Origin of the sequence: Rhodococcus sp. MEB041 (assembly GCF_030208955.1) — a bacterium.
Taxonomy (GTDB): domain Bacteria; phylum Actinomycetota; class Actinomycetes; order Mycobacteriales; family Mycobacteriaceae; genus Rhodococcoides.
Genome location: NZ_JARVSZ010000001.1, coordinates 660,639 through 684,484, shown reverse-complemented (window position 1 = coordinate 684,484; position 23,846 = coordinate 660,639). Strand labels below are relative to the sequence as shown.

Annotated in this window: 20 protein-coding genes; 10 read left to right on the top strand and 10 right to left on the bottom strand. The window is 64.8% G+C overall.

Features of this window, described 5'->3' with window-relative positions; all coding sequences use genetic code 11:
• The first annotated feature begins 87 nt into the window (after nt 1–87).
• Together QRN16_RS21795 and QRN16_RS03195 are read left to right on the top strand one after the other, a co-directional pair.
• Nucleotides 88–1,428, top strand: coding sequence for a hypothetical protein (locus QRN16_RS21795; RefSeq protein ID WP_350310201.1), 1,341 nt, complete (start codon nt 88–90; stop codon nt 1,426–1,428).
• A 20-nt stretch (nt 1,429–1,448) separates the two neighbouring features.
• Nucleotides 1,449–2,156, top strand: a complete 708-nt coding sequence (locus QRN16_RS03195; RefSeq protein WP_285184598.1) for an HD domain-containing protein — start codon at nt 1,449–1,451, stop codon at nt 2,154–2,156.
• 3 nt (nt 2,157–2,159) lie between these two features.
• Here the strand turns inward: QRN16_RS03195 and QRN16_RS03190 are convergent, their stop codons facing one another.
• The 6 genes from QRN16_RS03190 to chvE form a co-directional block, all read right to left on the bottom strand.
• Nucleotides 2,160–2,507: a hypothetical protein gene (locus QRN16_RS03190; protein WP_285184597.1), complete on the bottom strand. Its 348-nt coding sequence runs from the start codon at nt 2,505–2,507 to the stop codon at nt 2,160–2,162.
• On the bottom strand, nt 2,504–4,933 hold the full coding sequence (locus QRN16_RS03185) for an AAA family ATPase (protein WP_285184596.1): 2,430 nt from the start codon (nt 4,931–4,933) through the stop codon (nt 2,504–2,506). Before QRN16_RS03185 ends, QRN16_RS03190 begins: the two co-directional genes overlap by 4 nt.
• Nucleotides 4,934–5,065: 132 nt before the next feature.
• Entirely contained in the window at nt 5,066–6,052 is a 987-nt protein-coding gene (locus QRN16_RS03180) for a LacI family DNA-binding transcriptional regulator (RefSeq protein ID WP_285184595.1), read from the bottom strand.
• Nucleotides 6,053–6,137: 85 nt separating this feature from the next.
• Nucleotides 6,138–7,472, bottom strand: coding sequence for a multiple monosaccharide ABC transporter permease (gene mmsB, locus QRN16_RS03175; RefSeq protein WP_285184594.1), 1,335 nt, complete (start codon nt 7,470–7,472; stop codon nt 6,138–6,140).
• A complete protein-coding gene (mmsA, locus tag QRN16_RS03170) occupies nt 7,469–9,007 on the bottom strand; it encodes a multiple monosaccharide ABC transporter ATP-binding protein (RefSeq protein ID WP_285184593.1) in 1,539 nt (512 codons plus the stop codon). Before mmsA ends, mmsB begins: the two co-directional genes overlap by 4 nt.
• 8 nt (nt 9,008–9,015) lie before the next feature.
• A complete protein-coding gene (gene chvE / locus QRN16_RS03165; RefSeq protein WP_056448189.1) occupies nt 9,016–10,152 on the bottom strand; it encodes a multiple monosaccharide ABC transporter substrate-binding protein in 1,137 nt (378 codons plus the stop codon).
• 258 nt (nt 10,153–10,410) lie between these two features.
• Between chvE and QRN16_RS03160 the strand changes: the two genes are divergently transcribed.
• Nucleotides 10,411–11,217 (top strand): acyl-CoA thioesterase, encoded by an 807-nt coding sequence (locus QRN16_RS03160; RefSeq protein WP_222630734.1) that lies wholly within the window; start codon nt 10,411–10,413, stop codon nt 11,215–11,217.
• An 87-nt stretch (nt 11,218–11,304) separates the two neighbouring features.
• The gene (locus QRN16_RS03155) at nt 11,305–12,930 is read left to right on the top strand and encodes a long-chain fatty acid--CoA ligase (protein WP_285184592.1); all 1,626 of its coding nucleotides are present in this window, start codon (nt 11,305–11,307) and stop codon (nt 12,928–12,930) included.
• 8 nt (nt 12,931–12,938) lie between these two features.
• On the opposite strand, the gene QRN16_RS03150 is transcribed toward QRN16_RS03155, so the two are convergent.
• Nucleotides 12,939–13,682: a hypothetical protein gene (locus QRN16_RS03150; protein WP_285184591.1), complete on the bottom strand. Its 744-nt coding sequence runs from the start codon at nt 13,680–13,682 to the stop codon at nt 12,939–12,941.
• A 259-nt stretch (nt 13,683–13,941) separates the two neighbouring features.
• Between QRN16_RS03150 and QRN16_RS03145 the strand changes: the two genes are divergently transcribed.
• Entirely contained in the window at nt 13,942–15,405 is a 1,464-nt protein-coding gene (locus QRN16_RS03145) for an SIR2 family protein (protein WP_285184590.1), read from the top strand.
• Nucleotides 15,406–15,440: 35 nt separating this feature from the next.
• On the opposite strand, the gene QRN16_RS03140 is transcribed toward QRN16_RS03145, so the two are convergent.
• Complete coding sequence (locus QRN16_RS03140; protein WP_285184589.1) at nt 15,441–15,908, bottom strand: 5' nucleotidase, NT5C type; 468 nt, start codon at nt 15,906–15,908, stop codon at nt 15,441–15,443.
• A 257-nt stretch (nt 15,909–16,165) separates the two neighbouring features.
• On the opposite strand from QRN16_RS03140, the gene QRN16_RS03135 reads away from it, so the two are divergent.
• The 5 genes from QRN16_RS03135 (at nt 16,166) to QRN16_RS03115 (ending at nt 21,833) form a co-directional block, all read left to right on the top strand.
• Nucleotides 16,166–17,374 carry a hypothetical protein gene (locus QRN16_RS03135; protein ID WP_285184588.1) on the top strand — a complete coding sequence of 403 codons (1,209 nt, stop codon included), beginning with the start codon at nt 16,166–16,168 and terminating at the stop codon, nt 17,372–17,374.
• Nucleotides 17,374–18,744, top strand: coding sequence for an outer membrane protein assembly factor BamB family protein (locus QRN16_RS03130; RefSeq protein WP_285184587.1), 1,371 nt, complete (start codon nt 17,374–17,376; stop codon nt 18,742–18,744). Before QRN16_RS03135 ends, QRN16_RS03130 begins: the two co-directional genes overlap by 1 nt.
• 199 nt (nt 18,745–18,943) lie before the next feature.
• Nucleotides 18,944–20,833, top strand: a complete 1,890-nt coding sequence (locus QRN16_RS03125) for a helicase-related protein (RefSeq protein ID WP_285184586.1) — start codon at nt 18,944–18,946, stop codon at nt 20,831–20,833.
• A gap of 69 nt (nt 20,834–20,902) precedes the next feature.
• Nucleotides 20,903–21,253 carry a TA system antitoxin ParD family protein gene (locus QRN16_RS03120; RefSeq protein WP_285184585.1) on the top strand — a complete coding sequence of 117 codons (351 nt, stop codon included), beginning with the start codon at nt 20,903–20,905 and terminating at the stop codon, nt 21,251–21,253.
• A gap of 4 nt (nt 21,254–21,257) precedes the next feature.
• Nucleotides 21,258–21,833 carry an ATPase gene (locus QRN16_RS03115; RefSeq protein WP_285184584.1) on the top strand — a complete coding sequence of 192 codons (576 nt, stop codon included), beginning with the start codon at nt 21,258–21,260 and terminating at the stop codon, nt 21,831–21,833.
• Nucleotides 21,834–21,837: 4 nt separating this feature from the next.
• On the opposite strand, the gene QRN16_RS03110 is transcribed toward QRN16_RS03115, so the two are convergent.
• Together QRN16_RS03110 and QRN16_RS03105 are read right to left on the bottom strand one after the other, a co-directional pair.
• On the bottom strand, nt 21,838–23,208 hold the full coding sequence (locus tag QRN16_RS03110; protein WP_285184583.1) for a cytochrome P450: 1,371 nt from the start codon (nt 23,206–23,208) through the stop codon (nt 21,838–21,840).
• Nucleotides 23,209–23,319: 111 nt separating this feature from the next.
• Nucleotides 23,320–23,802, bottom strand: coding sequence for a hypothetical protein (locus tag QRN16_RS03105; RefSeq protein WP_285184582.1), 483 nt, complete (start codon nt 23,800–23,802; stop codon nt 23,320–23,322).
• Nucleotides 23,803–23,846: the final 44 nt, after the last annotated feature.

The following is a 23,846-nucleotide window of genomic DNA, read 5'->3' as shown; positions in this document are numbered from 1 at the left end:
AACAGTGAGTAGGCAGACGGATGATTCCTGCCACCGACGCTCGGTTCTCCGACGTCGAGCTAGCTGTTCGCACAGAATCGAGAACCCATGGACCACGACAGTCGCGGCTTGGGCGGTATCCCCGCCGGCAATCCCGGATTCACCGTCGCCGTCGAGATCGACCGGCCCTTCGACCAGATCGAACCGGACGAGTACCTCCGGCTGCTGCACCTGGTCGGTGACGACGCGGCCAGGATCGACCGTTCACTGCTCGGTCATGCACGCGTCGTCCTCGACGTACCCGGCAGCGGCTGGTGGGTCTCCGGACAGGCCGCCCTCCACGCCGTCGACAGGCTGGCAGAGGAGTGGACCGTCCTCGGCGTCGAGACGAGCCGATCGGACCTCTGGTCCACCAGCCCTCACATGGCTGACAGTCGCCTCCCTCGCACTCGCCGACTGCCGGCGAGTGAGGGCACGCGGTACACCGTCATCATCGAAATCGAGCCGTACGACGAGCTCGTCGATGACGTGGAGCTGTCCGACTACTTCCGGTCCAGGGAACGCGCGGACGTCGTCGTCGCCGACAACGGGCGTCGGCACATCATCGTGTCGAGGCGCGACTGGGACGTCTCCTGGGCCTGCCAACTCACCGCCAAATCCCTCCATGTCATCAGCAACGCGTGGTCCATCACACGCATCAGGACGGTCGAGACCGCGGTATGGAAACGAGAGCACTCTCGTCCGCGCGCCGACAATCGGCCGACGGCAATCCCGGAGTGGCAGTACGCACTCCGCATCGACGGCACCAGATGCGTCGTCGTCACCGACAAGGATGTCGACCTGGACAACTGGTACGCGAAGTACACCAACTCGGACGGCATGTCGGGCGTCGAGCAGTTCTTCCACGGCCCCGCCTGGTTGACCGACGACGGCGTTGCGAACCTTCGGAGGAACGGCGACGCCATCGACGCATGGATCGCTCCCCTGCCCCGCGGTGGACTCCTCGACAACATCACCGACGGATACGGCCGAGTTCTGCCCGTCGACGACTCCGAGGGCACCGCAGCATGGTTGATGGAATCGATGTTCGACAAGCCCGCCGGCCTGATCATCGAACTCGGTCCCAGCGACTACGACCCCGACGACGAGAGGGACGTGTTCAACGCGCAGATCCACGTCCTCGACGACGGCGTGTACATGGTGCGCCGATCGCGAGCCGTTCTCCAGCGACTCCGACTGGCCGACCATGGTGTCGAGGGGTTGGAGCTGGATCACTGGCATCACGACGACCACTTCGACGACTGCACGGACGGCTATCTGTTCAGCCGCGACACCCAGCTCATCGCCAACGCGTGCGTCGCATGGTTCCGGCAGAACGGCGTGACCGACGAGCGCAGTGCGCTGGGCTGCTCGTACGAGTTCGTCGACGAACTCCCCCGCACCTCCTGACAGTCCCACGAGAGGACCCCATGACATCGACGCCCGACGCCCTCACCCGCGCACTGAATGACGTGCCGTTGAAGGAGATGGACCCGTCACTGCTCGCCCACGCCATCCAGTACGAGGCGCGCGGTCGAGGACTCGAGACCTCACCGCTCGAGGATGCTCTCGCCGTGGCGTCCTACGCCCATCTGATGCAGCGCCGCACCACTCGCGGCGATCAGATCAACGATCCGTACATCACGCACCCATCTCGAAACGTGCTGCGTCTCATGAGGTACGGATGTGCTGATCTCGACGTACTCGTGGCCACGGCCCTGCACGACACCGTCGAGGATCAGTCCGACCGCATCGTCGATCTACTTGGCGGGAGCCAGGCTCTCGGCGCACTCGAGGCACACTTCGGTGCGGAGGTCGCACGCCTCGTCGCGGCTGTCACCACCCCGCCGCGCACCGGCGAGGACCGTGTCGCGCAGTACGTCGAACACGTGACGGCGGTGATCCGCGATCCAAAGGTGTTTCTGGTGAAGGTGTCCGACTTCGTCGACAACGCCGGCAGCCTGAAGTATCTGGTCGACGAAGCCAAGCGGACGAAGCTGCTTCGCAAGTACGCACCCCTCGTGACCATCTTCGAGGCGGCCGCCACCGAGCACGGCGAGGCGCTCGGACTGACGGCGGACGGGATGGCGAATCTGCGCGGACACCTGGCGTCGATCAGGGGGCAGACCAGGGGCTGATGATCACGCGTCGACGAGAAACCCGGCGACAGATTCGCACAGAGTACGCACCTCTGTAACGGTGGGCGACAACTCGTAGGCGTGGTGGTGGCACGCCTGAGACAGACGGCCCCAGGCATAGTCGAGTGTGCGTACCGACTCGTCGTTCGGCGCGAGCGCATACAACACGATCAGCCTTACTTTCATGCTGGCGTGAACGACACCCTCGCCGACCGCTGCGCAGCGCGCCTCGACCACCGACTCGAGTGCCTGCCGGGCGAGTACGGCTGCGAGACGGGCATTCTGGCCGGTCACCGGTTCCTCCTCGAGAAGTCGCCGGGCGTATCCGAGCAACTCCGCGGGCGTCGTCACGGCGCCGCCAAGAGTTCGTCGACAAGTTTGTTCAGATCGCTCGCGTGAGACTTGGTCGGGATGGAGCCGGCACCGTGCACACCCTTGTTGGCGTAGTTCAGCGAGCCGCCTCTCCATTCTCGATAGGACAACCACGCGCCGATCTCCTGGTCGGACTTTCCCATTGCCAGCGCGATCCGGGCCCTGGTCCTCTGAGACTCGGACCACGTGCGCTCCAGGTCGACCCATGCCGTGCCGTCTGCAGTCCGGGTCCGGACGTAGCGATCCCAGGCTGCTGCTTCGATCGCCAAGCGGAAGATCGCTTGCACTGCCCGACGCTTGACCTCGTCGGGTAGGAGCTCGTCTCGCACCGTGGCATGAACGTCGGTGACGTAACGCTGAGCAGGCGTGTCGGCCTCGGCCAGCCGAACCGAGGATCCAGCCTCGCGCGTCACCTCGACGAGTCGGGCTCCGATGGACCGTCGGCGCAGTGCGGCCGGCAGTCGATCGTCGTGCGAGAAGACCACGACCTGTCGGGTGGCTGCGAGATCGACGAGAACGTCGACGAATCCGTCGATCTTGGCCGGGTCCATCGCCTGGATGGGATCGTCGAGAACCAGGAATCGGAACGGGCTTCCCTCGGTGGTCGCACGCGGAATGAACAGCGCCAATGTCAGTGCGTGCAGCTCGCCCTGACTCATCACGGACAGGGCCCCCGTCGGCTGACCGTCGACCGACGCTTCGATGCTGGCTTTACGGCGAGTCGCGCGGCCCTCCAGAGTGATTCGACCGATGTCGACGTTGGACTCCTGCCTCAGCATCGACCAGATGCGACGGGCCTGGTCACCGATGGGCGCCAACCGCTCGTCGCGCAGGACATCGATGTGCCCGGAAAGCCACGTCCGCGCGGCGTCGACGCGGGTGAGCTGTTCCTCGACCGCTCGCGCCTCGCGTTCGAGGTCGACCCATCGGGCGAGCTGTTCCGCGAGTGGCGTCCACTCGGTCTCCAACTGGGCGAGTGCCTGCGCTGCCTGCTCTCGCACTCCGGCTGCGGCTTCGATGAGCACCGGCAGCGATGCTGTGACGTGGTCGCCCAGAGACATCGTGTCCGAGGGCACGGCCCGCGCTGTGTCACGAGCGGCCCGGTAGACCTCGAGGTCCAGTCCACCGGTGTCATCGACGGCAAGCGGTGCTGAGAGAGCGAGGTCTCGCAGGGAGCGCGCTGCCGCATCGAACTCCGACTTCGCGTCGCGGTAGCGCTGGGTGTCCGTTCGACCCGCCTCGAGCGCGAGTCGCGAACGTTCGGCCCAGACGTCGTCCAAGATCCCCTCACCACACACGGGGCACGGTCGACCGTCACCGCCGGAATGCAGTTCCAGAGCGCTGGCCAACAGGTCGAGCAACCGTTCCTGTTCGTCTGCCACCACGCCGGTCACAGCTGACAGAGCGTCTCGGGCGCGTTCGAACCGCGACACCGTCCGGTCAATGTCGCTGATCTCAGCCGTCCGCAGTGTGGCCAGACGCCGCAGGGCCGCCACGACCGTCGACGACGCCGCCTCGGCACCTGTCGCGATGCCCGCGACGACGTCGAGGTCGGGCTTGTGCTTGCGGAGCTGTTGGAATGCCGCAGCGGCACGTTGATCGCTCGACGCTTCGACTGCCGCCTTGACCGACTTCTTCGACTGGGTCGCTGCGGTGCGCGGCTTCTTCAGCTCGCCGTGCCTCTCGGCCAAGCGCTTCTCTGCAGCCGCCACCGCGTCGAGACCCAGTAGTTTCGCAATGGCGTCGTAGAGGGCCGACGGTTCTTGTTCGAACATCCGGCCGACCTCGTCGTACGACAGAATCGGTCGATGGGAATCGAGTGCGTCGCGCCACCCCAGGGTGTCCGTTCCGGTCGACCTCGCCGCCTTCTTCTCCTGAACCCAGAATGCGGCATCGTCGAGCTCCGCCCCAGCGGACCAGTCGACACCGACCGTGGTCTCGGGTCGCCCGTCGATGGTCAGCCCCACACGGATCGACGCCTCGCCGTCGTAGTGCATGTTGCGCCAGGACGACGCCCACACGACGCTCTTCTTGTTCGCACTCCAGCGGTACGACTTGCTGGTGAGAGCGAACTCCAGTGCTTCCGCGAAACTCGACTTGCCGGATCCGTTCCGTCCCGACACCACCGTGATGCCAGGCCCGGGTACCAGGGACAATCTCGACGTCGGACCGATGCCCCTGAACCCGGTCACCTCGATGGAGGACACGAATGCCCCGACGGGACCGTCCTGGGACGCGGGTGAGTCCGGCTGCAGCGCCTCGTGTTCCACGGTTCCGTGAAGTTCGCTGGCGAGCTCGGCGTCGCCCTCCAGCGCCGCGAGAACGACATACGCGATCTCGTCGGTGACAGACGCGTCGTCCGTCAGGGCCTGAGTCACTGTGTTGATCAGTTCTGTGTCCGTCACGGTCACGATCTGTGGCACTCCCTCGTACGTTCGACGCCGCCGGTCGAGCGCGACGAATCAGAACGTACCTGCCGGTTCCGACAGCGCGAGTCGTTTCCGATCGGACGGGCCGGGACGTGCCGAGGCCGCTCCTCAGTTGTCCGGCGCAGCCGTGCTCGCTCGGGTGACCAGGCTGGGGGCGATGCTGAAGCGTCGGGTGCTCGACTTCCCGGACTCGATCTGCTCGAGCAGGATCTCGACGCTCCGGACGCCCACCTCGCTGAATTCCTGGCGGATCGTGGTGAGCGGCGGTGAGTAGAACTCGGCGTCGGGGACATCGTCGAAACCGACCAGGCTGATGTCCTCGGGAACCCGCCGCCCGTGGGCGTCGAGCGCGCGCAGCACTCCGAGCGCCATGGAGTCGTTTCCTGCGAACACGGCGGTGACACCTTTGATCTGCGCGAGGACGGTGCCGGCCGCGTAGCCCGACCGGGCGGTCCAGTCCCCGTTCATCATCGGCGGCGGATCGATCCCCCGCTCCTCGTGCACCGACCGCCACCCGCTCACCCGGTCCGCGGCCTCGTACCACCCCAGAGGCCCGGCCACGTGCCACACCTCTCGGTGCCCGAGTTCCAGGAGATGCGACGTGGCGTCCCTCGCTCCGAGGACCTGGTCGACGGACACCACCGCGAGATCTCCGGCGGGCGATCCCTCGACCGCGACGAGCTGCAGTTCGCCGGCCAGCCCCGCGATGTCGCCGTTGTCGGTACGCAGTGGCGCGACCACGACCACCCCGTCGACACCCTGCTTGTGCAGACTCCGAACGCACGCGTTGATGGCGTCCTCCTCCAGCGAGGTCGGAACCCCCACCAGCACCGAGTAGCCGGCGTGCCGGGCGGCCCGCTCGACGCTGTACAGCGTCGAGACCGGTCCGTGCAGAGCAACTCCCGTCGCGACGATGCCGATGGTGCGGTTGCTTCCGGTGACCAGAGCCCGAGCCGCGGTGTTGGGCCGATAGCCCAGCTGGGTGATGGCCTGCGTGACCCGCGCCCTGGTCGCGTCGGTGACGTGGGGATGACCGTTGATCACCCGCGAGACGGTCTGGTGGGACACCCCGGCAAGTTTGGCCACGTCAGTCATGGCCGGCCCTCGAATCGGCGTCACAGTCCCCCCCAGTTCACTCGTCCGTCGTCCAGGATCGCAGGTTCTGCCCCGCCGCGCCGATCTACCTCGACACGGGCGGCGACGCGGTGGCTGCGGGGGCAGCTTTCGTGTCGGTGGAACCGCCCAACATCTCGGCCGGAACCGGGAGACCCATGTAAGTGGACGGTGCCGGTTTCTCGGCCTTGTCGGGTCCACCTCCGCGTCCGCTGGCGGCTCGGCGCTTCGTCCAGATGTCGAAGGCGACGGCCGCGAGAAGGACGAGACCCTTCACCAACTGGACTCGCTCGCTGGGTGATCCGATGAGGGACATTCCGCTGTTGATGACGGCGATGATCAGTCCGCCGGTCAGAGCGCCGACGATGCGACCGACACCGCCCTGCACCGCTGCACCACCGATGAAGGCGGCCGCGATGGCGTCGAGCTCGAATCCGTTACCCGCAGTGGGGCCGGCCTGGTTGAGTCGCCCGGCGAAGATGATGCCCGCCAGGGCGGACAGCACACCCATGTTGACGAAGAGCCAGAACGTGACCGGCTTGACCTTGATGCCCGACAGCGACGCGGCGTGGATGTTGCCGCCGATGGCGTAGACGTGGCGACCGAACACCGTCCGGCCGGCGAGCGTGGAGTACCCCATGACGAGCACCGCGAGGAGGATCAAGACGTACGGCAGGTTCTTGAAGCGCGCCAGCTGAACAGCAATGGCGAGCACGAGAAGTCCGGCGAACGTGACCTTGGCGATGAACAGCGGCAGCGCATCGACGACTTGGCCGTACTTCTGCCGTCCCGTGCGGGTCCGCCACTGGCTGAATACGATTCCGGCGATGGCAGCGATGGCGACCAGCAGCGTGAAGATGTCTGCGCCGCCCAGGGGTCCGAGGCCGACGTTGCCCAGGAATCCGGGGAGGAAGCCGTTGGACAGTGTCCGCACCGGTCCGGGGAACGGCCCGATGCCCTGGTTGCCCAGCACGATGAGGGTGACGGCGCGGAAGACGAGCATGCCGGCCAGCGTGACGATGAACGCGGGGATGCCGAAGTACGCGACCCAGTAGCCCTGCCACGCTCCGATCAGTCCGCCCACGACCAGCGTGATCAGCACTGCCAGCGGCCATGGCACGTTCTGTTGAACCATGAGGACACCCGCGATGGCGCCGGTGGCCGCGACCACCGATCCCACGGACAGGTCGATGTGGCCGGCGATGATGATCACGACCATGCCGATGGCCAGGATCAGGATGTAGGAGTTCTGCACCACCATGTTGCTGATGTTCTGCGGCACCAGAAGTTGTCCACCGGTGAGCGCGGTGAAGAGCAGGATGATCAACGCGAAGGCGATGAAGATTCCGCTCTGGCGGAGGTTTCGCGTGAGCAGCCCCCGGACGGTCGACAGCTGATTCATCGAAGTACTCCTGTTCCACGGGTCATGAGATGCATGAGAGATTCCTGCGTCGCGTCCTCCCGAGTCACCTCACCGGTGATGCGGCCTGCGGAGAGCGCGTAGATCCGATCGCACAGCCCCAACAGTTCGGGCAGCTCGGACGAGATCACGAGAACGGCCTTGCCTGCATCGGCGAGGCTGTTGATGATCGAATAGATTTCGAACTTGGCGCCGACGTCGATTCCTCGCGTCGGCTCGTCGAGAATGAGCACGTCCGGATCACTGAAGATCCACTTGCTCAACACGACCTTCTGCTGGTTGCCGCCGGACAGCTTGCCGACGACGGCCTCCACGTTCGGAGCCTTGATGTTCATGCTCTTGCGGAAGCCCTCGGCAACCTCGTACTCGTGGTTGTCGTCGACGAATCCGTGTGCGACCAACTTGTCCAGGGCCGCGGTGGAGATGTTGCGCTTGATGTCGTCGATCAGATTGAGGCCGTAACGCTTGCGATCTTCGGTCGCGTACGCGAGTCCGTGCTCGATCGCGTCGTTGACGGACTTGACGTGAATCTCTTTGCCGTACTTGTACAACCGTCCGGAAATGTCCGTGCCGTAGCTGCGCCCGAAGACGCTCATGGCCAGTTCCGTGCGGCCGGCACCCATCAGCCCGGCGAGACCGACGATCTCCCCGCGACGGAGCGTCAGATTCGCCTTGTCCACGACGGTCCGACCGTGCTGGGTAGGGCTGTGCACGGTCCAGTCCTCGATCCGCAGCACCTCCTCTCCCACCGTGGATTCGTGCGGCGGGAAGCGGTGCTCGAGATCGCGGCCGACCATGAGCGAGATGATGCGATCCTCGGTGACATCCGGGTTGCGCATGTCCAGCGTCTCGATGGTCCGACCGTCCCGGATGATCGTGGTCCGGTCGGCGATGGCCGCGATCTCGTTGAGCTTGTGCGAGATGATCACGCACGTGATGCCCTCGTCCCGCAGACCGCGCAGCAATTCGAGGAGGTGGGTGGAATCCGAATCGTTCAGTGCTGCGGTCGGTTCGTCGAGAATCAGCAGCGTCACGTCCTTGGACAGTGCCTTCGCGATCTCCACGAGTTGCTGCTTTCCGACACCGAGGTCGTTGACGACGGTGACCGGGTTCTCCCGCAGCCCTACACGGTTCAGTAGGGCTGCGGCCTCGGAGTTGGTGCGGTTCCAGTCGATGAACCCACGCTTGGACCGCTCGTTGCCGAGGAAGATGTTCTCGGCGATCGACAGATACGGACTGAGCGCGAGTTCCTGGTGGATGATGACGATGCCCTTGGCTTCGCTGCTCCGGATGTCGGAGAACTCGCAGGCCTGACCGTCGAACACGATGTCGCCGTCGAATGTGTCGTGGGGATACACACCCGACAGAACCTTCATGAGCGTGGACTTTCCCGCGCCGTTCTCGCCGCAGATCGCGTGTATCTCGCCGCGCTCCACCGTCAAGGTGACATCCTGCAGTGCTTTCACGCCCGGGAACGTCTTGGTGATCCCGCGCATTTCCAAGATCTGACTCGTCATCGCCGAACTCACTTCAATTGATCCTCGGTGTAGTAGCCGCCGTCGACGAGGAGCTTCTCGTAGTTGTCCTTGTAAACGATCTCGGGCTGCAGCAGGTAGGCGGGAACGACCTTCTCACCGTTGTCGTAATCGGTCGTGTTGTTGGTCTCGGGGGTCTGGCCCTCGAGAACTGCCTGCGCCATCTGGATGGTGACCGCCGCCAACTCGCGGGTGTCCTTGTAGATGGTGGCGTACTGCTCACCGGCGATGATCGACTTGACCGACGGAACCTCGGCGTCCTGACCGGTGACGATCGGGTAAGGCTGGCCGGCGGTTCCGTATCCGTTGCTCTTGAGCGCGGACAGGATTCCGATCGACAGGCCGTCGTACGGGGACAGCACGCCCTGCACCTTCTGGCCCGACGAGTACGTCTTGGTCAGCAGGTCCTCCATACGCTTCTGCGCGGTGGCCGGGTCCCAGCGAAGGGTCGCGGCCGTCTCGAAGTCGGACTCGCCGCTGCCGATCTTCAGGGTTCCCTTGTCCAGGTACGGCTTCAGGGTCTCCATGGCACCGTCGAAGAAGAAGGTGGCGTTGTTGTCGTCGGGCGAACCGGCGAAGACCTCGATGTTGAACGGGCCGGCGGGGGCGTCGGCCTTGTCGGTGCCGTCCTCGTTCTTCAGGCCGAGGCCGACCAGCAGGGACGTGGCCTGGTCGACGCCGACCTTGTAGTTGTCGAAGGTGGCGTAGTAGTCGACGTTCGGCGAGTTGCGGATCAGGCGGTCGTACGCGATGACGCCGATGCCGTTGTCCTTGGCTTCCTGCAGCTGCGTGGTGATGGCGGTGCCGTCGACGGACGCCACGATCAGCAGCTTCGCGCCCTGGGTGATCTGGTTCTCGATCTGGTTGACCTGGGTGGGAATGTCGTTCTCCGCGTACTGCAGGTCGACCTTGTAGCCCTTCGACTCCAGCGCGCTCTTGAGGTTGTCGCCGTCGGCGATCCACCGGGCGGACGACTTCGTCGGCATCGTGACGCCGATCAGAGCGCCGGCCGTGTCGCCTCCCGCCGAGGGGGCGACGTCGGCAGTCTTCGTGCTGGACCCGCACGCGGTCACCGTGATCGCTATCGCCACCGCGGCCGCAGCCACCGGTAGGTGTCGGAACTTCATCGTGTCTCCTCGGGTGGTGGCTGGTCGGCAGGGCCGGCATTCGATTCGCCGTGCTGCGGATCATGCTGCTGTCGAGTGGTGTGAATCACACCGCCCAGCGAGTGTGAGCGATAACATCGACGATGTCAACGGGTCCTCCGAACTGGACTTTGCGACGTGTTAGCGCTAACAGAGTCCGCCAGTCGATCCGCGGTGTCACCACCCCACTCAGACCACCGTTATGCTTCGGTGCATACAACTACCGAATCAGGACGACTCATGACTCACCCCGGATCGCACGCCTTCGACGACGGCCTCACCCTCGAGCCTCTGGGCGACGGTCGCTACCGCGGCCGGACCTCCGCGCCGTACAACAACATGGTCGGCCCCTTCGGCGGGCTCACCGCCGCGACGCTGGTCCGGGCCGTCGAGCTTCATCCCGATCGACTGGGCGACCCGGTGACGCTGACCGTGAACTTCGCGGGGCCCATCGCCGAGGGCGAGTTCGAGATCTCCACTCGCGCCGTGCGGACGAATCGCAGCAACCAGCACTGGTACCTGGAGCTGAGCCAGGACGGCACGGTCGCCACCACCGCGACCGCGGTCTTCGGTACGCGTCGCACCACCTGGGACGCCCTCGAGTCGTCGCCGCCCGCGATGCCCGACCCCGCGGACGTCGACACGGTCGACTTCCCCGAGTTCATCGCCTGGGCGAACAACTACGAGATGCGGTTCACCGCCGGTGCATTGACCGAGACGGAGTCCGCCGATTCCGTTGCGACGCTGTGGGTCCGGGACTCTCCCCCGCGCCCGATGGACTTCGCGTCCCTGACGTCGATGAGCGACATCTTCTACCCGCGGGTCTTTCAGCGGCGCGGGAAGTACGTCGCCGCCGGAACCATCTCGCTCACCGTGCACTACTTCGCGACGGCGGAGGATCTGGCGGCGCAGTCCGACGGGTACGTCCTCGGGACCGCGCACGCACGACGATTCCATCAGGGCTACTTCGACCAGACCGCCGAGCTGTGGAGCACCAGCGGCACTCTCCTCGCCACCGGACACCAGGTCGTCTACTACAAGGACTGATATCGGGTCCCTGCCGAGCCGCAGTGTGCACAATGTGACACAGGGCACGTAGGTCGTGCGCCTCGCGGATCGACCGGCAGGAGAGTCATGAAGAGCACCATGCAGGACGCCCCGTTGTCCATCGGCCAGCTCGTTCGATACGGCACGTCGATGCACGCGTCGGCGACGATCACCACGTGGAGCGAGGCGGGGCCGTCGAACATCACCTTCGCCGAGCTCGGTCGACGCGCCGCCAAACTCGCCCACGGTCTCCGAGCGCTCGGGATCGACGGGGACCAGCGCGTCGCCACCTTCATGTGGAACAACTCGCAGCACATGGAGGCCTACATGGCCGTGCCGGCCATGGGTGCCGTGCTGCACACGCTGAACATCCGCCTGTTCCCCGAGCAGCTCACGTACATCGTCGAGCACGCCGAGGACAGCGTCATCATCGCCGACGCCAGCCTGCTCCCCCTGCTGACGCCGCTCCTGCCGACCATGACGACCGTGCGGCACCTCGTCGTCGTGGGTGCCGACCCCGCACAGGTGCAGGCACCGGACCACATCGAGGTGCTGGGCTACGAGGACGTGCTCGCAGGCCACCCCGACGAGTACGACTGGCCCGAGCTCGACGAACGATCCGCTGCAGCAATGTGTTACACCTCTGGTACGACCGGCGACCCGAAGGGCGTCGTCTACTCGCACCGGTCGATTTGGCTGCACTCGATGCAGGTCTGCATGACCGATGCCATGGCGCTCGCGCAGTCGGACACCGTGCTCGCCATCGTGCCGATGTTCCACGCCATGTCCTGGGGACTGCCGTACGCCGCGCTGATGGTGGGGGCGTCGCTCATCATGCCGGATCGCTTCCTGCAACCGGCGCCTCTGGCAGAGATGATGACGACGCTTCGACCCACCGCGGCCGCCGCTGTCCCCACCATCTGGCAGGCACTGCTCGCCCACCTCGAGGACCACCCGGCTGACCTGTCGAGCCTGCGCGACGTCACCGTGGGCGGCAGCGCGTGCCCGCCGAGCCTGATGCGGGCGTTCCACGAGAAGTACGGCGTTCCCATCTCCCAGGCGTGGGGCATGACGGAGACGTCGCCGCTCGGCACGTCCGGGCGCCCCGACGTCGGACTGTCTCCGGAAGACGAGTTCGACTTGCGTTGCACTCAGGGACGTTTCGTGTCCGCTGTCCGTGCTCGCCTGGTCGACGATTCGGGCACCGTCCTGCCGTGGGACGGCACGCACGTCGGCGAACTCGAGGTGCGCGGGCCGTGGATCACGGGCAGCTACTACCGCAGCGACGCGTCCGACAAGTTCGACGACGGGTGGCTGCGGACCGGCGATGTCGGCACCATCTCCGAGGGTGGGTACCTCACGTTGACGGACCGGTCCAAGGACATCATCAAGTCCGGTGGGGAATGGATCTCGTCCGTCGAGCTCGAGAACCACGTCATGGAGCATTCCGCTGTGCGCGAGGCCGCGGTCATCGGTGTGCCCGATGAGAAGTGGGACGAGCGACCACTCGTCGCCGTCGTCGTGCGCGAGGGTCAGACCGTGACCGCGGAGGAGCTCCGCGACTTCCTCGACGGCCGAGTTGCGCACTGGCAGTTGCCGGAACGCTGGACCTTCATCGACGAGGTGCCGAAGACGAGTGTCGGCAAGTTCGACAAGAAGCGGCTGCGCGGGTCGCATGCAGACGGTGCGTTGGAGGTCGTCGAGGTCGGCTGATGCGAATGTCAGACGCGGGAGACCAAAAGCTCCGTGTACCCCTCGAAGGCACTGCCCGGTAGAGCTGCGGGTGGGGCGTAGTTGAAGCGGTACCTGGTCGGCTCACTCAGTCGAGTGCGCGCCCACTCTTCTGTCAGAGGCTGGACGGGGAAGGTCGAGACTATCCGGGCCGTCGAACTCGTCACCAGTCCGTACACGACTGCGGTCGAACCGCTTCGGGGATCGGCGACGTAGACGGTGCGCATCGCGTTGGTGGTGTCGACCACCTCGTCGAAGGCGAGGACGACGCGTGTGGTTCCGACCGGGTCGCTGAGCGCGGGCAGGACCGTGGATGCGACGCGCTCCATCAGAGGGGTCTCGGATGCCGTCGGCTGAAGGTGAGTGGGCTCCTTGCCGAAGGCGACGGCCAGGTCGCTCGTGAGCCACCTCTGACGTTTCAGTCCGTACGGGGTGACCACTGTCGACAGCAGATAGCCGTACGTGTGCATCAGTCCCGCATGACCGATGGGGAAGTCGTAGACATCGGTCAGCCCTCTGTGGAGCCAGGCGAAGGTCGCTTCGTCGAACACCGGTGCCTGCACGTTGTCGTCGATCACCGTCGACGACGTCCAGTGGGCCAACTGCTCGTCATCGCGCTGCGATGCAAGGACCTGCCTCACCAGCCAGGGGGCCGGTGCGCTCGGCTCGTCGAGGTCGCCCGTCGAGGTCAGAAGTTCAGCAGTCGCCGACAGGCCCGTCGATAAGTCGTCCACGTCGCTCACTCTCCACTCATGCAGCTGACCCGGCACACACCGGCGAGCGTACGGCGGCGACACGGGGCCACGCCGGCGAAGAGTCGCCGTGACACTCCACATCACCCGTGGGTACGTAGCGGGCCCTCGACAGAACGACACTACGATCCGCTGTATGCACCGACCACCGACTGATGGTTCACACGCAGCGCCGACAGAAGGCCGACGCGACGGCGGGTCCGACGGACACGTGTTCGTGGTCAAAGGGACCCTGGAATCGGTGGCCTCCGATGTCCTGATCGTCCCGGCGAGCAGCCGATTCGTCCCGAGGCATACGTGGTGGCGCGCCCTCGGTATCGACACAGAACCGCCGGTCGCAGCGGGAACGGGCCGTGCCCGTAGGTTCACCGACGAGGTGGGCTTCGATCGGCCGGCATGGATTCTCAACGTCGCTCATGACGGACGACCATCGGTTCCCTGGCTGATCGACGGGTTGGCCGATGCCCTGCGGAAGATCAGTGCTGACCATCCTCCGACGGGGGACGGCCGGGTGAGGCCCTTGATCGCGATGCCCACTCTCGGGGTCGGCCTCGGTGGGTACGACGGCGTCCGCGGCGCGGTCATCAAGGCCCTGCTCGAGCGGACCGCCGAGTTCGTCCGCTCGTCGGCCTTCGACATCGTGATCGTCGCTGAGAACGCTGCAGACTATGCAGCCTTCCAATCCATGAGGCGCGAGGGACCGCCGCCCCCGCACTGGAGTCAGGCGGCCGAAGACTTGGCATCCGCCGTACGTCGAGATGACGTCGCGTTGCTACTAGGCGCCGGAGTGAGCGTTCCGGCCGGACTACCCACCTGGGACCAATTGCTGTCTCAACTCAAGAGCGACACGCTACCCGACTTGGACGACACCAAGTTCGCAGAACTGAACGTCCTGGATCGGGCGCAACTACTGTCAAAAGCAAGCGGTGCAACCACTTTGGGGGCCCGCACTGCCCGGGCAATCGGCGCCGTAACACAGAAGTCGCCGACTCTGGCCCACTGTCTACTGGCATCGTTGGGCGTGGAAAGGGCTGTGACCACTAATTACGACACATTGTACGAAGATGCATACGAGTCCGCTCACGGATCCGATTCGATCTCTGTCCTGCCACGGCAGGAGGTGCATGGCGACCGTTCCTGGCTCCTGAAGTTGCACGGCGACGTGGCGGCCCCCGACAGCATCGTCCTGAGCCGCCGCGACTTCGTCCGGTACGACTCCGAGCGTCGACCGCTCGCCTCCATCGTGCAGTCGTTGATGGCCACGAACCACGTCGTCGTGATCGGCGCGTCGATGACAGATGACAACGTCCTCCGACTCGCACATGAAGTTTTGGCCATGAACGCCGTGAACAAGCACGAACGTCCTCTGGGTACGGTCGTGACGTTGCGGCCGGATCCAGTTCGAGCCGCACTGTGGGAGGGCGACTTCCGATTCGTGTCTGCGTCGGACTCACCGGACGATGCCGTCGCTGCCCGTGACTTGGAAATCATGCTGGACCGCGTCGCCATGTATGCGAGCGACCACACGCCCTTCCTTGTCGACAGCCGATACGGCGAGCTTTTGGATACCGAGGAAAAGCAGCTGGCTCAGGATCTACGGGACATCGCCGACAGAGTCCGAGCACTCGATTCAACGAAGCGAGATCGCTGGGCGCCTTTGGGAAAAACACTGAAGTCGATGGGTGACGCTGAGCCGATGACCTGAGTCAGCTTCGAGTGCCCGACGGTGAATCGAAGCGATCACGCTCTCGGTAGCAGATATTTCGTGACATCGGCCCAGGTCTTGAAGTCGTCCGAGCCGAAAGGGATCAGCTCGCCCTCGAATTTGTCTGCACCGTTGGCACCTCGATCGTCCACCAGGAAATCACCCCGGTTGAGGTTTTTGTGGTGAGAAAGGATGAGGCGCTTGTAGGCCACCGATCCCGTCTCGTACCCCAGGTGCCACTGCACCCACTTGACCTTGTCGTGCCACGCCTGGGCGTTCTTCCACGGGGCAGTGGACAAAATATAGGTATCAAAATGTTTCGCGAGCAAGGCGTATGCGTCCAACGCACCCTTGATCGGATCCATGAGCGAGAAGATGCGCGGAACCTCGTCCAAGTCTTTCTCGAAGCCGACGATCTCCGACGGGTGTAGTCGCTCGATACCGGATTGAAAATCGACCAGCGTGTTGTCAAGATCGACGTACAAAATCTTCTTTTCAGGCATGCGTCTCCCGGTGAGAAAAATGAGGTGGTTGCCGTCCGAGTGGAGGCAACTTCAACATAGCAGAGCACGCTGACACACCACGTTCCCGAAAGCAGGTGAACTCACCTGTGCACTAATTGACTAATTGCATCGACTGTCAGACGCCGAAGAAGCGGGGCCGGGGTCTGGAGGCGATGCATCGACTCGTGGCCGAGCGTCGTAAAGAGTACGAGTGGTATGAATGGGCGTCCATCACACAGCCGAGTGAGAAACGAGCCATGGACGAGAAGACGCCGCCGCGCCACGACACGCTGATGTCCACCTTCGTCGTCGTGTCCATCGTGGCGCTCGGTGTTGTCGTCGCCGGCCTGACTGCGCCTCCGGAGGAACCCGCCTTGACGGTGCAACCAGTGACTCCGGTCGAGACCACACCGCCGCCGCCTGCTCCCGAGTACGACATCGTGACACCCGAGGTTGCCTACCCCACCACCATTCCGGGCTGCGAGACGGTCAATCCTCCCGTGGAGAGCAGTTATTTCGGAGTGGCCGGCATCAGCGAGTCGTCATACGACAATCCCGATGCGCCGTGGCTCACCGGGCCGAAAGCGCACCTCATGTCGCAGGCACTCGTTCGCGCGTTCCCTGCCGACATCATGTTCACACAAGGCATGCTCCCGTATTTCGATCCGATACCGGTGTACGAGAACCTCCCCGAGGAGGACCAGTTCGACAGTACGTCGGCATTGGTTGATGTCACTCGGGGTGATCGGTCCGGATTCATCAGCATCGGTGTCTCGCAGCAGACTGACGGTGTGCCGCCCTGTGTCGCCGGGGTGCTCGACAGCCGCGAGTCGATGAGCGACGGCACTGTGGTCGACAGGCAGGACACGTGGCGGGAAGTCGACGGCGCTCGGACATCGACCCGGAGCGCCACCGCGTATCGCACCGACGGATCGCAGATCAGTGCTTACGCGTCAGCGACCGGTGGCGAGGACCGACTGCCGTTCTCGATGCCCGAACTAGTCCGCATAGCGACCGACCCGGCGTTCGTGACGTCCACACCCGCACCCCCGGGGACGCCGGGCAACATCTCCGAGTGCACGTCGTACCCGGGTACGGACGGAGTCGCAACAGAATTCACCGCGCCCGTCGTGGACTCACTGAACGCGGCGCTGGCCCGGGCGGACTCCGGAGCTCTCGCCCCGGTTCCACCCCTGGGAGCGTTACGTTCCAGTCCTTACGGAGACGGAGTCTGTCAGGTCGTGAACAGCGCTGCCGGCCGACTGACCGTCACCGTCGGGAGCCCGGTTCGGCCGGAGCTACTTCAGGAAGAACCGCAGGTGCTCAGTCCCGTCCCGATCGAGACCGGAACGGTGGTGTCGATCACCACCGCGTCGGGCCTGGGCATCACAATCGCCACCGAGAACCCCTGGGACACCACGGAGCTCGAGCGCATCGCCCGCACGCCGGAGTTGATCTCCCAGTGATGCAGACACGCTTGATCGTCGCGGCAACCGTTGCTGCAGTCTCGGTCGCCGCTGCCGTCGTGGTGGTCACCCAGGACCGAACGACGACCGTCAAGCGCATCACTGACGCGTCACCCTCGGCGCCGGGAGTTGCGTGGACCGTGGATGCGGCGGACAGCGGTCTGGACGGTGCGCGCTTCGCCGACCCACGAGCGGGGTCGATGTATCCGTACGCCGCGGGGTCGATCCGAATCGACGACCACCTAGTTACCATCGCCGCCGTCGTGGACTCGGACGGTCCCTCGACGGAGGCCCGACTGATGTCGATCGACACAGGGTCGGGCGCAGTCGAGTGGTCGGTGCCGGCGACGGACCTGCAGTCGTGTGCGGATCAGCCCATCGATAACCAGTTGGTCTGCATCACACCGAGTTACGCCGACGACCCGACGCTTCGCACTTTTGATCTCGCGACTGGCGAGTCCGCGACGCACGGGGAGACATCGGACACGTTCGCCATGACAGTCTCGGACGGTCACGTCTATACGACCAGCGGAAACTTGGAAGACGCGGACGTCACCTTGCATCGCGGAACGGTGGACGATCTCTCCGCCGATTGGACGGCTCCCCTGCAGGCGTGGGCCGGTTGGGAGGACCAGTATGCGGATCAGCTCACGGTCGCCGACGGGACCGGGCACTTCGACGTCGGCGGTGGCTTCTCGACATTCGATCCTGAGACGGGCGAGCAGATCTGGGCCTCCGACGTCCTCGACGATTGCCTCTCCGGCAGCTATCGGACGCTCGGCGATGTCTCGGTCGGGTCTCGGCTGGACTGCGATTCCTACGAGCCACTGGGCGGTATCGCCTACTCGCGCACAGGAGAGATTCTTGCTCAGTCGGCGAGCGACGTGTCGACCTACTTGATTATCGACGAGCCGACGGACGCATCCGTGCCGTTTGTTCTCGGCGACACCGCCTACGACCGGACGACCGGCGAGAAGCGTTGGAGCAGCGACCAGCTCATCATCGACCGTCCCGCAGACGAATACAACGAAGCAAGCACGTACGGCGCCTTGCAATCGGTGATCGGAGATGTCGGAGTGCTGTCCGGCGAGCGGTCCATGGTCGGACTCGACATGCTCACCGGTGACCAGCTGTGGGATGCAGAGTCCTTCTCGCCGGTCGGAACGGACGGTGACGTGATGATCGCAGTGCGCGAGAGCGATCTCGTGGCCGTCGATCTGCACTCGGGTGACGATGTCTGGACCGCGCCTCTGGAGAACGTCAAGGAGGGCGAGCGTCTGAGCCCCGAAACTCTCGTCGGTGGAGAGGGCGGCGCTCAGATCCTGCAGTCAGGATCGGAGATCGTCAGTCTGGCCCCTCTTCCGAGCTGACTCGGCTCGCCGGCAGCGATTCGGCCATATCCAACCTTATGGCCACAAGGTTGGATATGGCACGGTCGTATCCAACCTTGGCGACGGTGTCGGACGTCGATGCAACTCTTGGCCGTGCCCGGTTCCTACGGCACCGGATCCCACTTCGGCGAACGACCCTTGTCGTGGCCATCAGTTGCGATCGGAGAGGATGTTCCCGATGCCACCACGTAGACGCTCCACCACCACTCGCACCGTGAAGGCCGGTCAGAGCAGCGCAGCCCGGAAGTTCGCCGGAACTGCGAAGAAGCCGACCAAGCGCCGCGCACCGGCGAAGAAGACCGCAGCTCCCGACCTGCGCGTGCCCGACACCGGCGAGCGTGTGTGGGTGCTGGATGTTCCCTTCGAGGACCGCTCCGCAGCCAGCGCTGCGGGGGCGCGCTGGTACCCCGGCCCACGAGTGTTCGCGTACTACGGCACCGAGTTGCCCGAGTACCTGCAGCCGTACGAGTCGATGCCGTACAGCCTGCAGCGGTGGCTCGAGGACGACGCCAACGAGACCTGGCGCCCCGAGACAGTGCATGCCCGTTCGCTGCTGCCCCGCGAAACCCAGCTCGAATCGGTGCATCGGCAGCTCACCGCCCTCGAGGAGGGCTTCCCCTACTTCGCGCAGATGGATTCCACCGGCTTGGGCAAGACCCTGTCGGTGTGCGAGGCGGTGCGGCAGATGTCTGCTGCCGAGATCGGCACCGTCCTGGTCGTAGCACCGAAGGGAGCGCTGCCGGGATGGCGTCGGACGATCGCGGACAGTGAGGCCGATATCGAGCCCTCCGACCGCAAGCGCTGGCTTCTGGTCACATACCAGTCGACGAAGAAGCTGCTATCCGTCCCACCGGACACCGATCTGGGGAAACGCAAACGGACACAGAACAAGCGAACCATCACGCTCGGCGAACTGCGATTCGAGATCGACGTGGTTATCGCCGACGAGTGCCATGCGTTGATGAACATCGAATCGCAGCAGTCGCAGATCGTGTGGCGCTATCAGGAAGCCGCGCGGTCGGTGGTGTGGATGTCCGCGACCCCCGGTTACCAGCCGCTGCACTTCGCGTACATGGCGCGCGCGATCGAGCAGTCACGCGGCGTCGAAATCGTGGGCGACGACGACCAGCTCGGTTACGCCCTCACCGTGAAGTGGGCCAACTTCCTCGAAGAGTCCGGCTTCGCGATCAAGGCCGGCAAGGCGTCGACAGGGCTGGCCACGTGGCGCTGGGAGCCGGAGGATGCTGCCCGTCGCGAGCGCGATATCGCCGCCGTGCACGGGTGGTTGTCGGGAGGTGCTGTGCCGTGGTCGATCTCGCGGCCGTCCCCGCCCACACCACGTGAACCGCTCGGGCAAGAACTGACCGCCGCGCAGAAGCGGCTGTACAACTCTGCATGGGTCGACTATCGCAAGGAGGTCGGTCTGCCGATGTGGAAGGTGTCCGGCGGCAAACGGGTGCTGCAGAAGAATCCGAGTGTGCGTGCCGCGACACTGCGGTTCCGTCAGAAGTGTTCGTATCTCCGCATTCCCGCGTCCGCGGACCAAGTGCGCACGTGGGTCAAGGCCGGCAACCAGGTGTTCGTGTCGATGTTCTACCGCGAGTCCGTCGCCGCCCTCGCCGACGACCTGCGCGAGGGCGGGCTTGCCGTTGCAGTAGTCGACGGCAGCATGAGCAGTCCGGAGCAGGAGGCCGAGATCCGGCGCTTTCAGACGGGTGACGCCACCGTCATCGTGTCCACCACAACGAGTGCCATCAACCTGCACACCAACGAAATGCTGCTGCCCGAAGGCACGACGTCCACTCTCGCGCCGCGGGTGACGCTGATCCACGACCCTCGGTGGACACCCATCGACATCCGTCAGATCGAGGGCCGCGCCAACCGCATCGACAAGGACCACAACCACACGACCTCCACCTGCTATTACGGCTACGCCGAGGGGACCGTCGAGGAAGAGATGGTGCTGACCGGAGTGGAGCGAATCGCCGACCTGGGATCGATCGTCGGGCAGGCTGATCTGATCGATCCGGAAGCGTTCCTGGCTGCTCGGGTCACTGCTGACAGCTAGTCATCATCCGGCAGTACATAGCTGTGGCAGATTGCTACACTAGGTGCACGACAACGAACGGAGCATCTCATGGGTACGACGTCATCGCTACGGGTCGACGATGAACTGTATGCATCGGCGAAGCTGGTCGGCAGTGAGTCGAGCCGGAGCGCAGCCCAACAAATTGCACACTGGGCACTGGTCGGGCGTGAGATCGAGGCCTCACATCACATAGCCTCACGCGACATCGCCGGGGTATTGGCAGGTCGGCAGAACTACGACGCGCTCACCCCGCGAGAGCAGGCAGTCGTACGCGCGGAATGGTCCGAGCGAATCGACGCGATGTCAGAAGGCCTGGATCTGCGCAGCGAATTCGAGGCAGAAGGACGGGCCTTCGTCGAATGCGACGAAGACGGCGCTGTGATCGAGCATCGTCCCTGACGGAATGACCCGCGACCCGGTTCTGCACCTGCTTGCCGGCCCGAACGCCGCCGGCAAGAGCACCTTCTTTGCTCGGGTGCTGGCGCCCGTCACTCATCTTCCCTTCGTCAACGCCGACGAGATCGCTACCGAGAACTGGCCCGGTGACGAACAAGCGCACGCGTACGACGCATCGAGGTTGGCCGCCGAACAGCGGGTGGACTTACTCGCACAGGCCGCGTCGTTCGTCACCGAGACAGTCTTCTCGCATCCGTCGAAGCTCGATCTGATCGAGACGGCGAACGAGGCCGGGTACCTCGTCACACTTCATATCGTCGCCATTCCGGTCGACCTGGCCGTAGCCCGCGTCGTCAACCGCGTCGAGATCGGCGGTCATTCGGTGCCCGAGGCAAAGGTCCGTGAGCGATACGTGCGCCTGTGGCCCTTGGTTCGATCCGCGATCGATGTCGTTGAAAATGCCCGCGTCTACGACAATACCAACGCAAGCAACCCCTTTCGCGTTATCGCTCGTTACGACCATGGTCGACTGGTTGGGGACCCGTCATGGCCGTCGTGGGCTCCCGCCGCACTGATGACCTGACACCTCAGCCACGCAGCGACACGTGCAGACCATGCTCGGATGACGTGTGGATCGGATAGGCGTTGTCCGGGTGCGTCGTGTCCACCGCGGCGTCCGGGTACGCCTGAAGGAAGTCGTGCACGAACACCGCGATCATCGACGACGCGAACGACTTGCCAGGGCACGATCTCGGACCCTTGCCGAAGGGGATCACCAGCGGGGCGACGTGATCCGTCGCGTGGGCGTTCAGTATCCGGTTCGGATCGAATGTCGGACCGTGAACCGCGTGCGCGGCATGAATGTTCGGCATCACCAGCGTATTACGGTGCAGATCGACACTGCCGTCACCGAGCGCGATGCGGCAGTCTTCGATCACCCGCCCGTTGAACACGGACCCGGGGGTGTCGATGCGCAACGCTTCCATCACGCACGCACGAACCACTGCAGAATCACCCAGCGACTCGACGGGCACAGCTGAGAAGGCGTCCTTCCACTGCGTGTTGGCGGGACCGAGCAGATGCTTCAGCGTGGCGAGAATGGCCGTGCGCGTCGTGTCGACGCCGGCGATGAAGGACGTCGTGGTGTCGTCACGGACCATGTTCGACGAGAACCCCGAGATGGCGTGCAACCGCCTGATGTGGCCGGCAATGGTGTCGTCGAGCGGCATATCCGCCAGAACCGAGGCGTGCCGCACCAGCGTCCGAGTGTTGATTCGCATCCACCGCTGCTCCCGCGAAAACGTCCACCGTTGCAGCCGTGGCTCGACTCTCATGGCGTAGGTGTTCGCACAGCGTCGAAGGCGTAAGAAGTTGTCGTACATCGCATCTGCGAACGGCAGCGTCTTGTGGGCGCCGCTCTCGTCGACGTAGTCGATCACTGTCGTCGCCGCGTCACCCCACACTGCCTCTGCCACAGCAGCGCGGACGCACTCGGTGACGATCGGCCGCAGGTCGATGCTGTCGTCGTCCGCACGAACATGCGCCGGCAGTGCGCGCGTCATCGCTGCACGGGCGGACCCCGCGCTCGTCGCCACGATCATGTTGCGTTTGCGGTCACGGAAACGAGGCTGTTGCGCCGACGAGAACGTCAGCGCATCGGGGCTCAACTGACCGAACGAATACTGCGCGGCGGTGTCACGATCGATGTGCACACCGGCGATCTTCGGGTTGACGATCGCTTCGATGGCCCGGCGCGACACCGCGTACAGCTGCACTCGACTGCCACGCCAGGTACCGATGAAGTCGGACTCTCGATCGTCGACGAACAGGTAGTCGCGCGACAACTTCTTGCCGAACGCGTCGGACACCCTCCGCTCCGATGACAACGGCAACGGTCCGCCGACGAAACGGATCCCCTGCCGTTGGTAGCTGGCGCGCTGAGCGAATACCGACGCCACGCCACCACGCTCCTCGACAGGGCCGGCTCTGCCACGAACCGCACTCAGCGTGACAGTAGTGCCCAGCAGGTCACCGCGCTTGGGATGGTTCACAACGAGCGGCGGTCAAACTCACGGGACTATCAGAAGACCAAGCCCTGGAAACAGTGTTTCGGAGAACGGCGCGGGGAACTGGCGGCTCTGCGTCACCACGACGGCGACCTGACCGGGTCCGGTATCCGCGACGACGTCGAGCGGGAGTCCTCGGGCGCCGGCGTTCGGATCGACAGCCGAGAGATCCTCGGAGGCCCAGTGGCGGAAGTCGACGGCGCCGGCCGCTCCCGTCGAGAGATTGCGCCACTGCACCGTCATCCACCGGTAGTTGTACTGGTAGTAGTACGGCTTGATGTCGGCGGCAGAGAACCGGACCGAGCCCGGCCTCTCTCCCACCGTCGCCTCGATCGGCGTGGTTTGGATAAGCCCGCCGGGCACGCTGACCGGGCCGATCTCCAGCCCCGTCACGACGGGCACCTGCAAGATCGACGTCTGGGGTGCGGCGGATGCCGTTCCTGCGCCCACCCCCAGGAACACCGGGATCGCGAGTGCCAGGGCCACTGCCGCTCGAAGCGTTGTCTGTCGCATGGTCATCACTCTGGCAC

Coding starts and splice junctions, on each gene's coding strand:
- QRN16_RS03180 (WP_285184595.1), bottom strand. CDS start 6,052: ATGACTGACGTGGCCAAACTTGCCGGGGTGTCCCACCAGACCGTCTCG.
- mmsB (WP_285184594.1), bottom strand. CDS start 7,472: ATGAATCAGCTGTCGACCGTCCGGGGGCTGCTCACGCGAAACCTCCGC.
- QRN16_RS21795 (WP_350310201.1), top strand. CDS start 88: ATGGACCACGACAGTCGCGGCTTGGGCGGTATCCCCGCCGGCAATCCC.
- QRN16_RS03160 (WP_222630734.1), top strand. CDS start 10,411: ATGACTCACCCCGGATCGCACGCCTTCGACGACGGCCTCACCCTCGAG.
- QRN16_RS03135 (WP_285184588.1), top strand. CDS start 16,166: ATGGACGAGAAGACGCCGCCGCGCCACGACACGCTGATGTCCACCTTC.
- QRN16_RS03130 (WP_285184587.1), top strand. CDS start 17,374: ATGCAGACACGCTTGATCGTCGCGGCAACCGTTGCTGCAGTCTCGGTC.
- QRN16_RS03115 (WP_285184584.1), top strand. CDS start 21,258: ATGACCCGCGACCCGGTTCTGCACCTGCTTGCCGGCCCGAACGCCGCC.
- chvE (WP_056448189.1), bottom strand. CDS start 10,152: ATGAAGTTCCGACACCTACCGGTGGCTGCGGCCGCGGTGGCGATAGCG.
- mmsA (WP_285184593.1), bottom strand. CDS start 9,007: ATGACGAGTCAGATCTTGGAAATGCGCGGGATCACCAAGACGTTCCCG.
- QRN16_RS03195 (WP_285184598.1), top strand. CDS start 1,449: ATGACATCGACGCCCGACGCCCTCACCCGCGCACTGAATGACGTGCCG.
- QRN16_RS03120 (WP_285184585.1), top strand. CDS start 20,903: ATGGGTACGACGTCATCGCTACGGGTCGACGATGAACTGTATGCATCG.
- QRN16_RS03125 (WP_285184586.1), top strand. CDS start 18,944: ATGCCACCACGTAGACGCTCCACCACCACTCGCACCGTGAAGGCCGGT.
- QRN16_RS03155 (WP_285184592.1), top strand. CDS start 11,305: ATGAAGAGCACCATGCAGGACGCCCCGTTGTCCATCGGCCAGCTCGTT.
- QRN16_RS03140 (WP_285184589.1), bottom strand. CDS start 15,908: ATGCCTGAAAAGAAGATTTTGTACGTCGATCTTGACAACACGCTGGTC.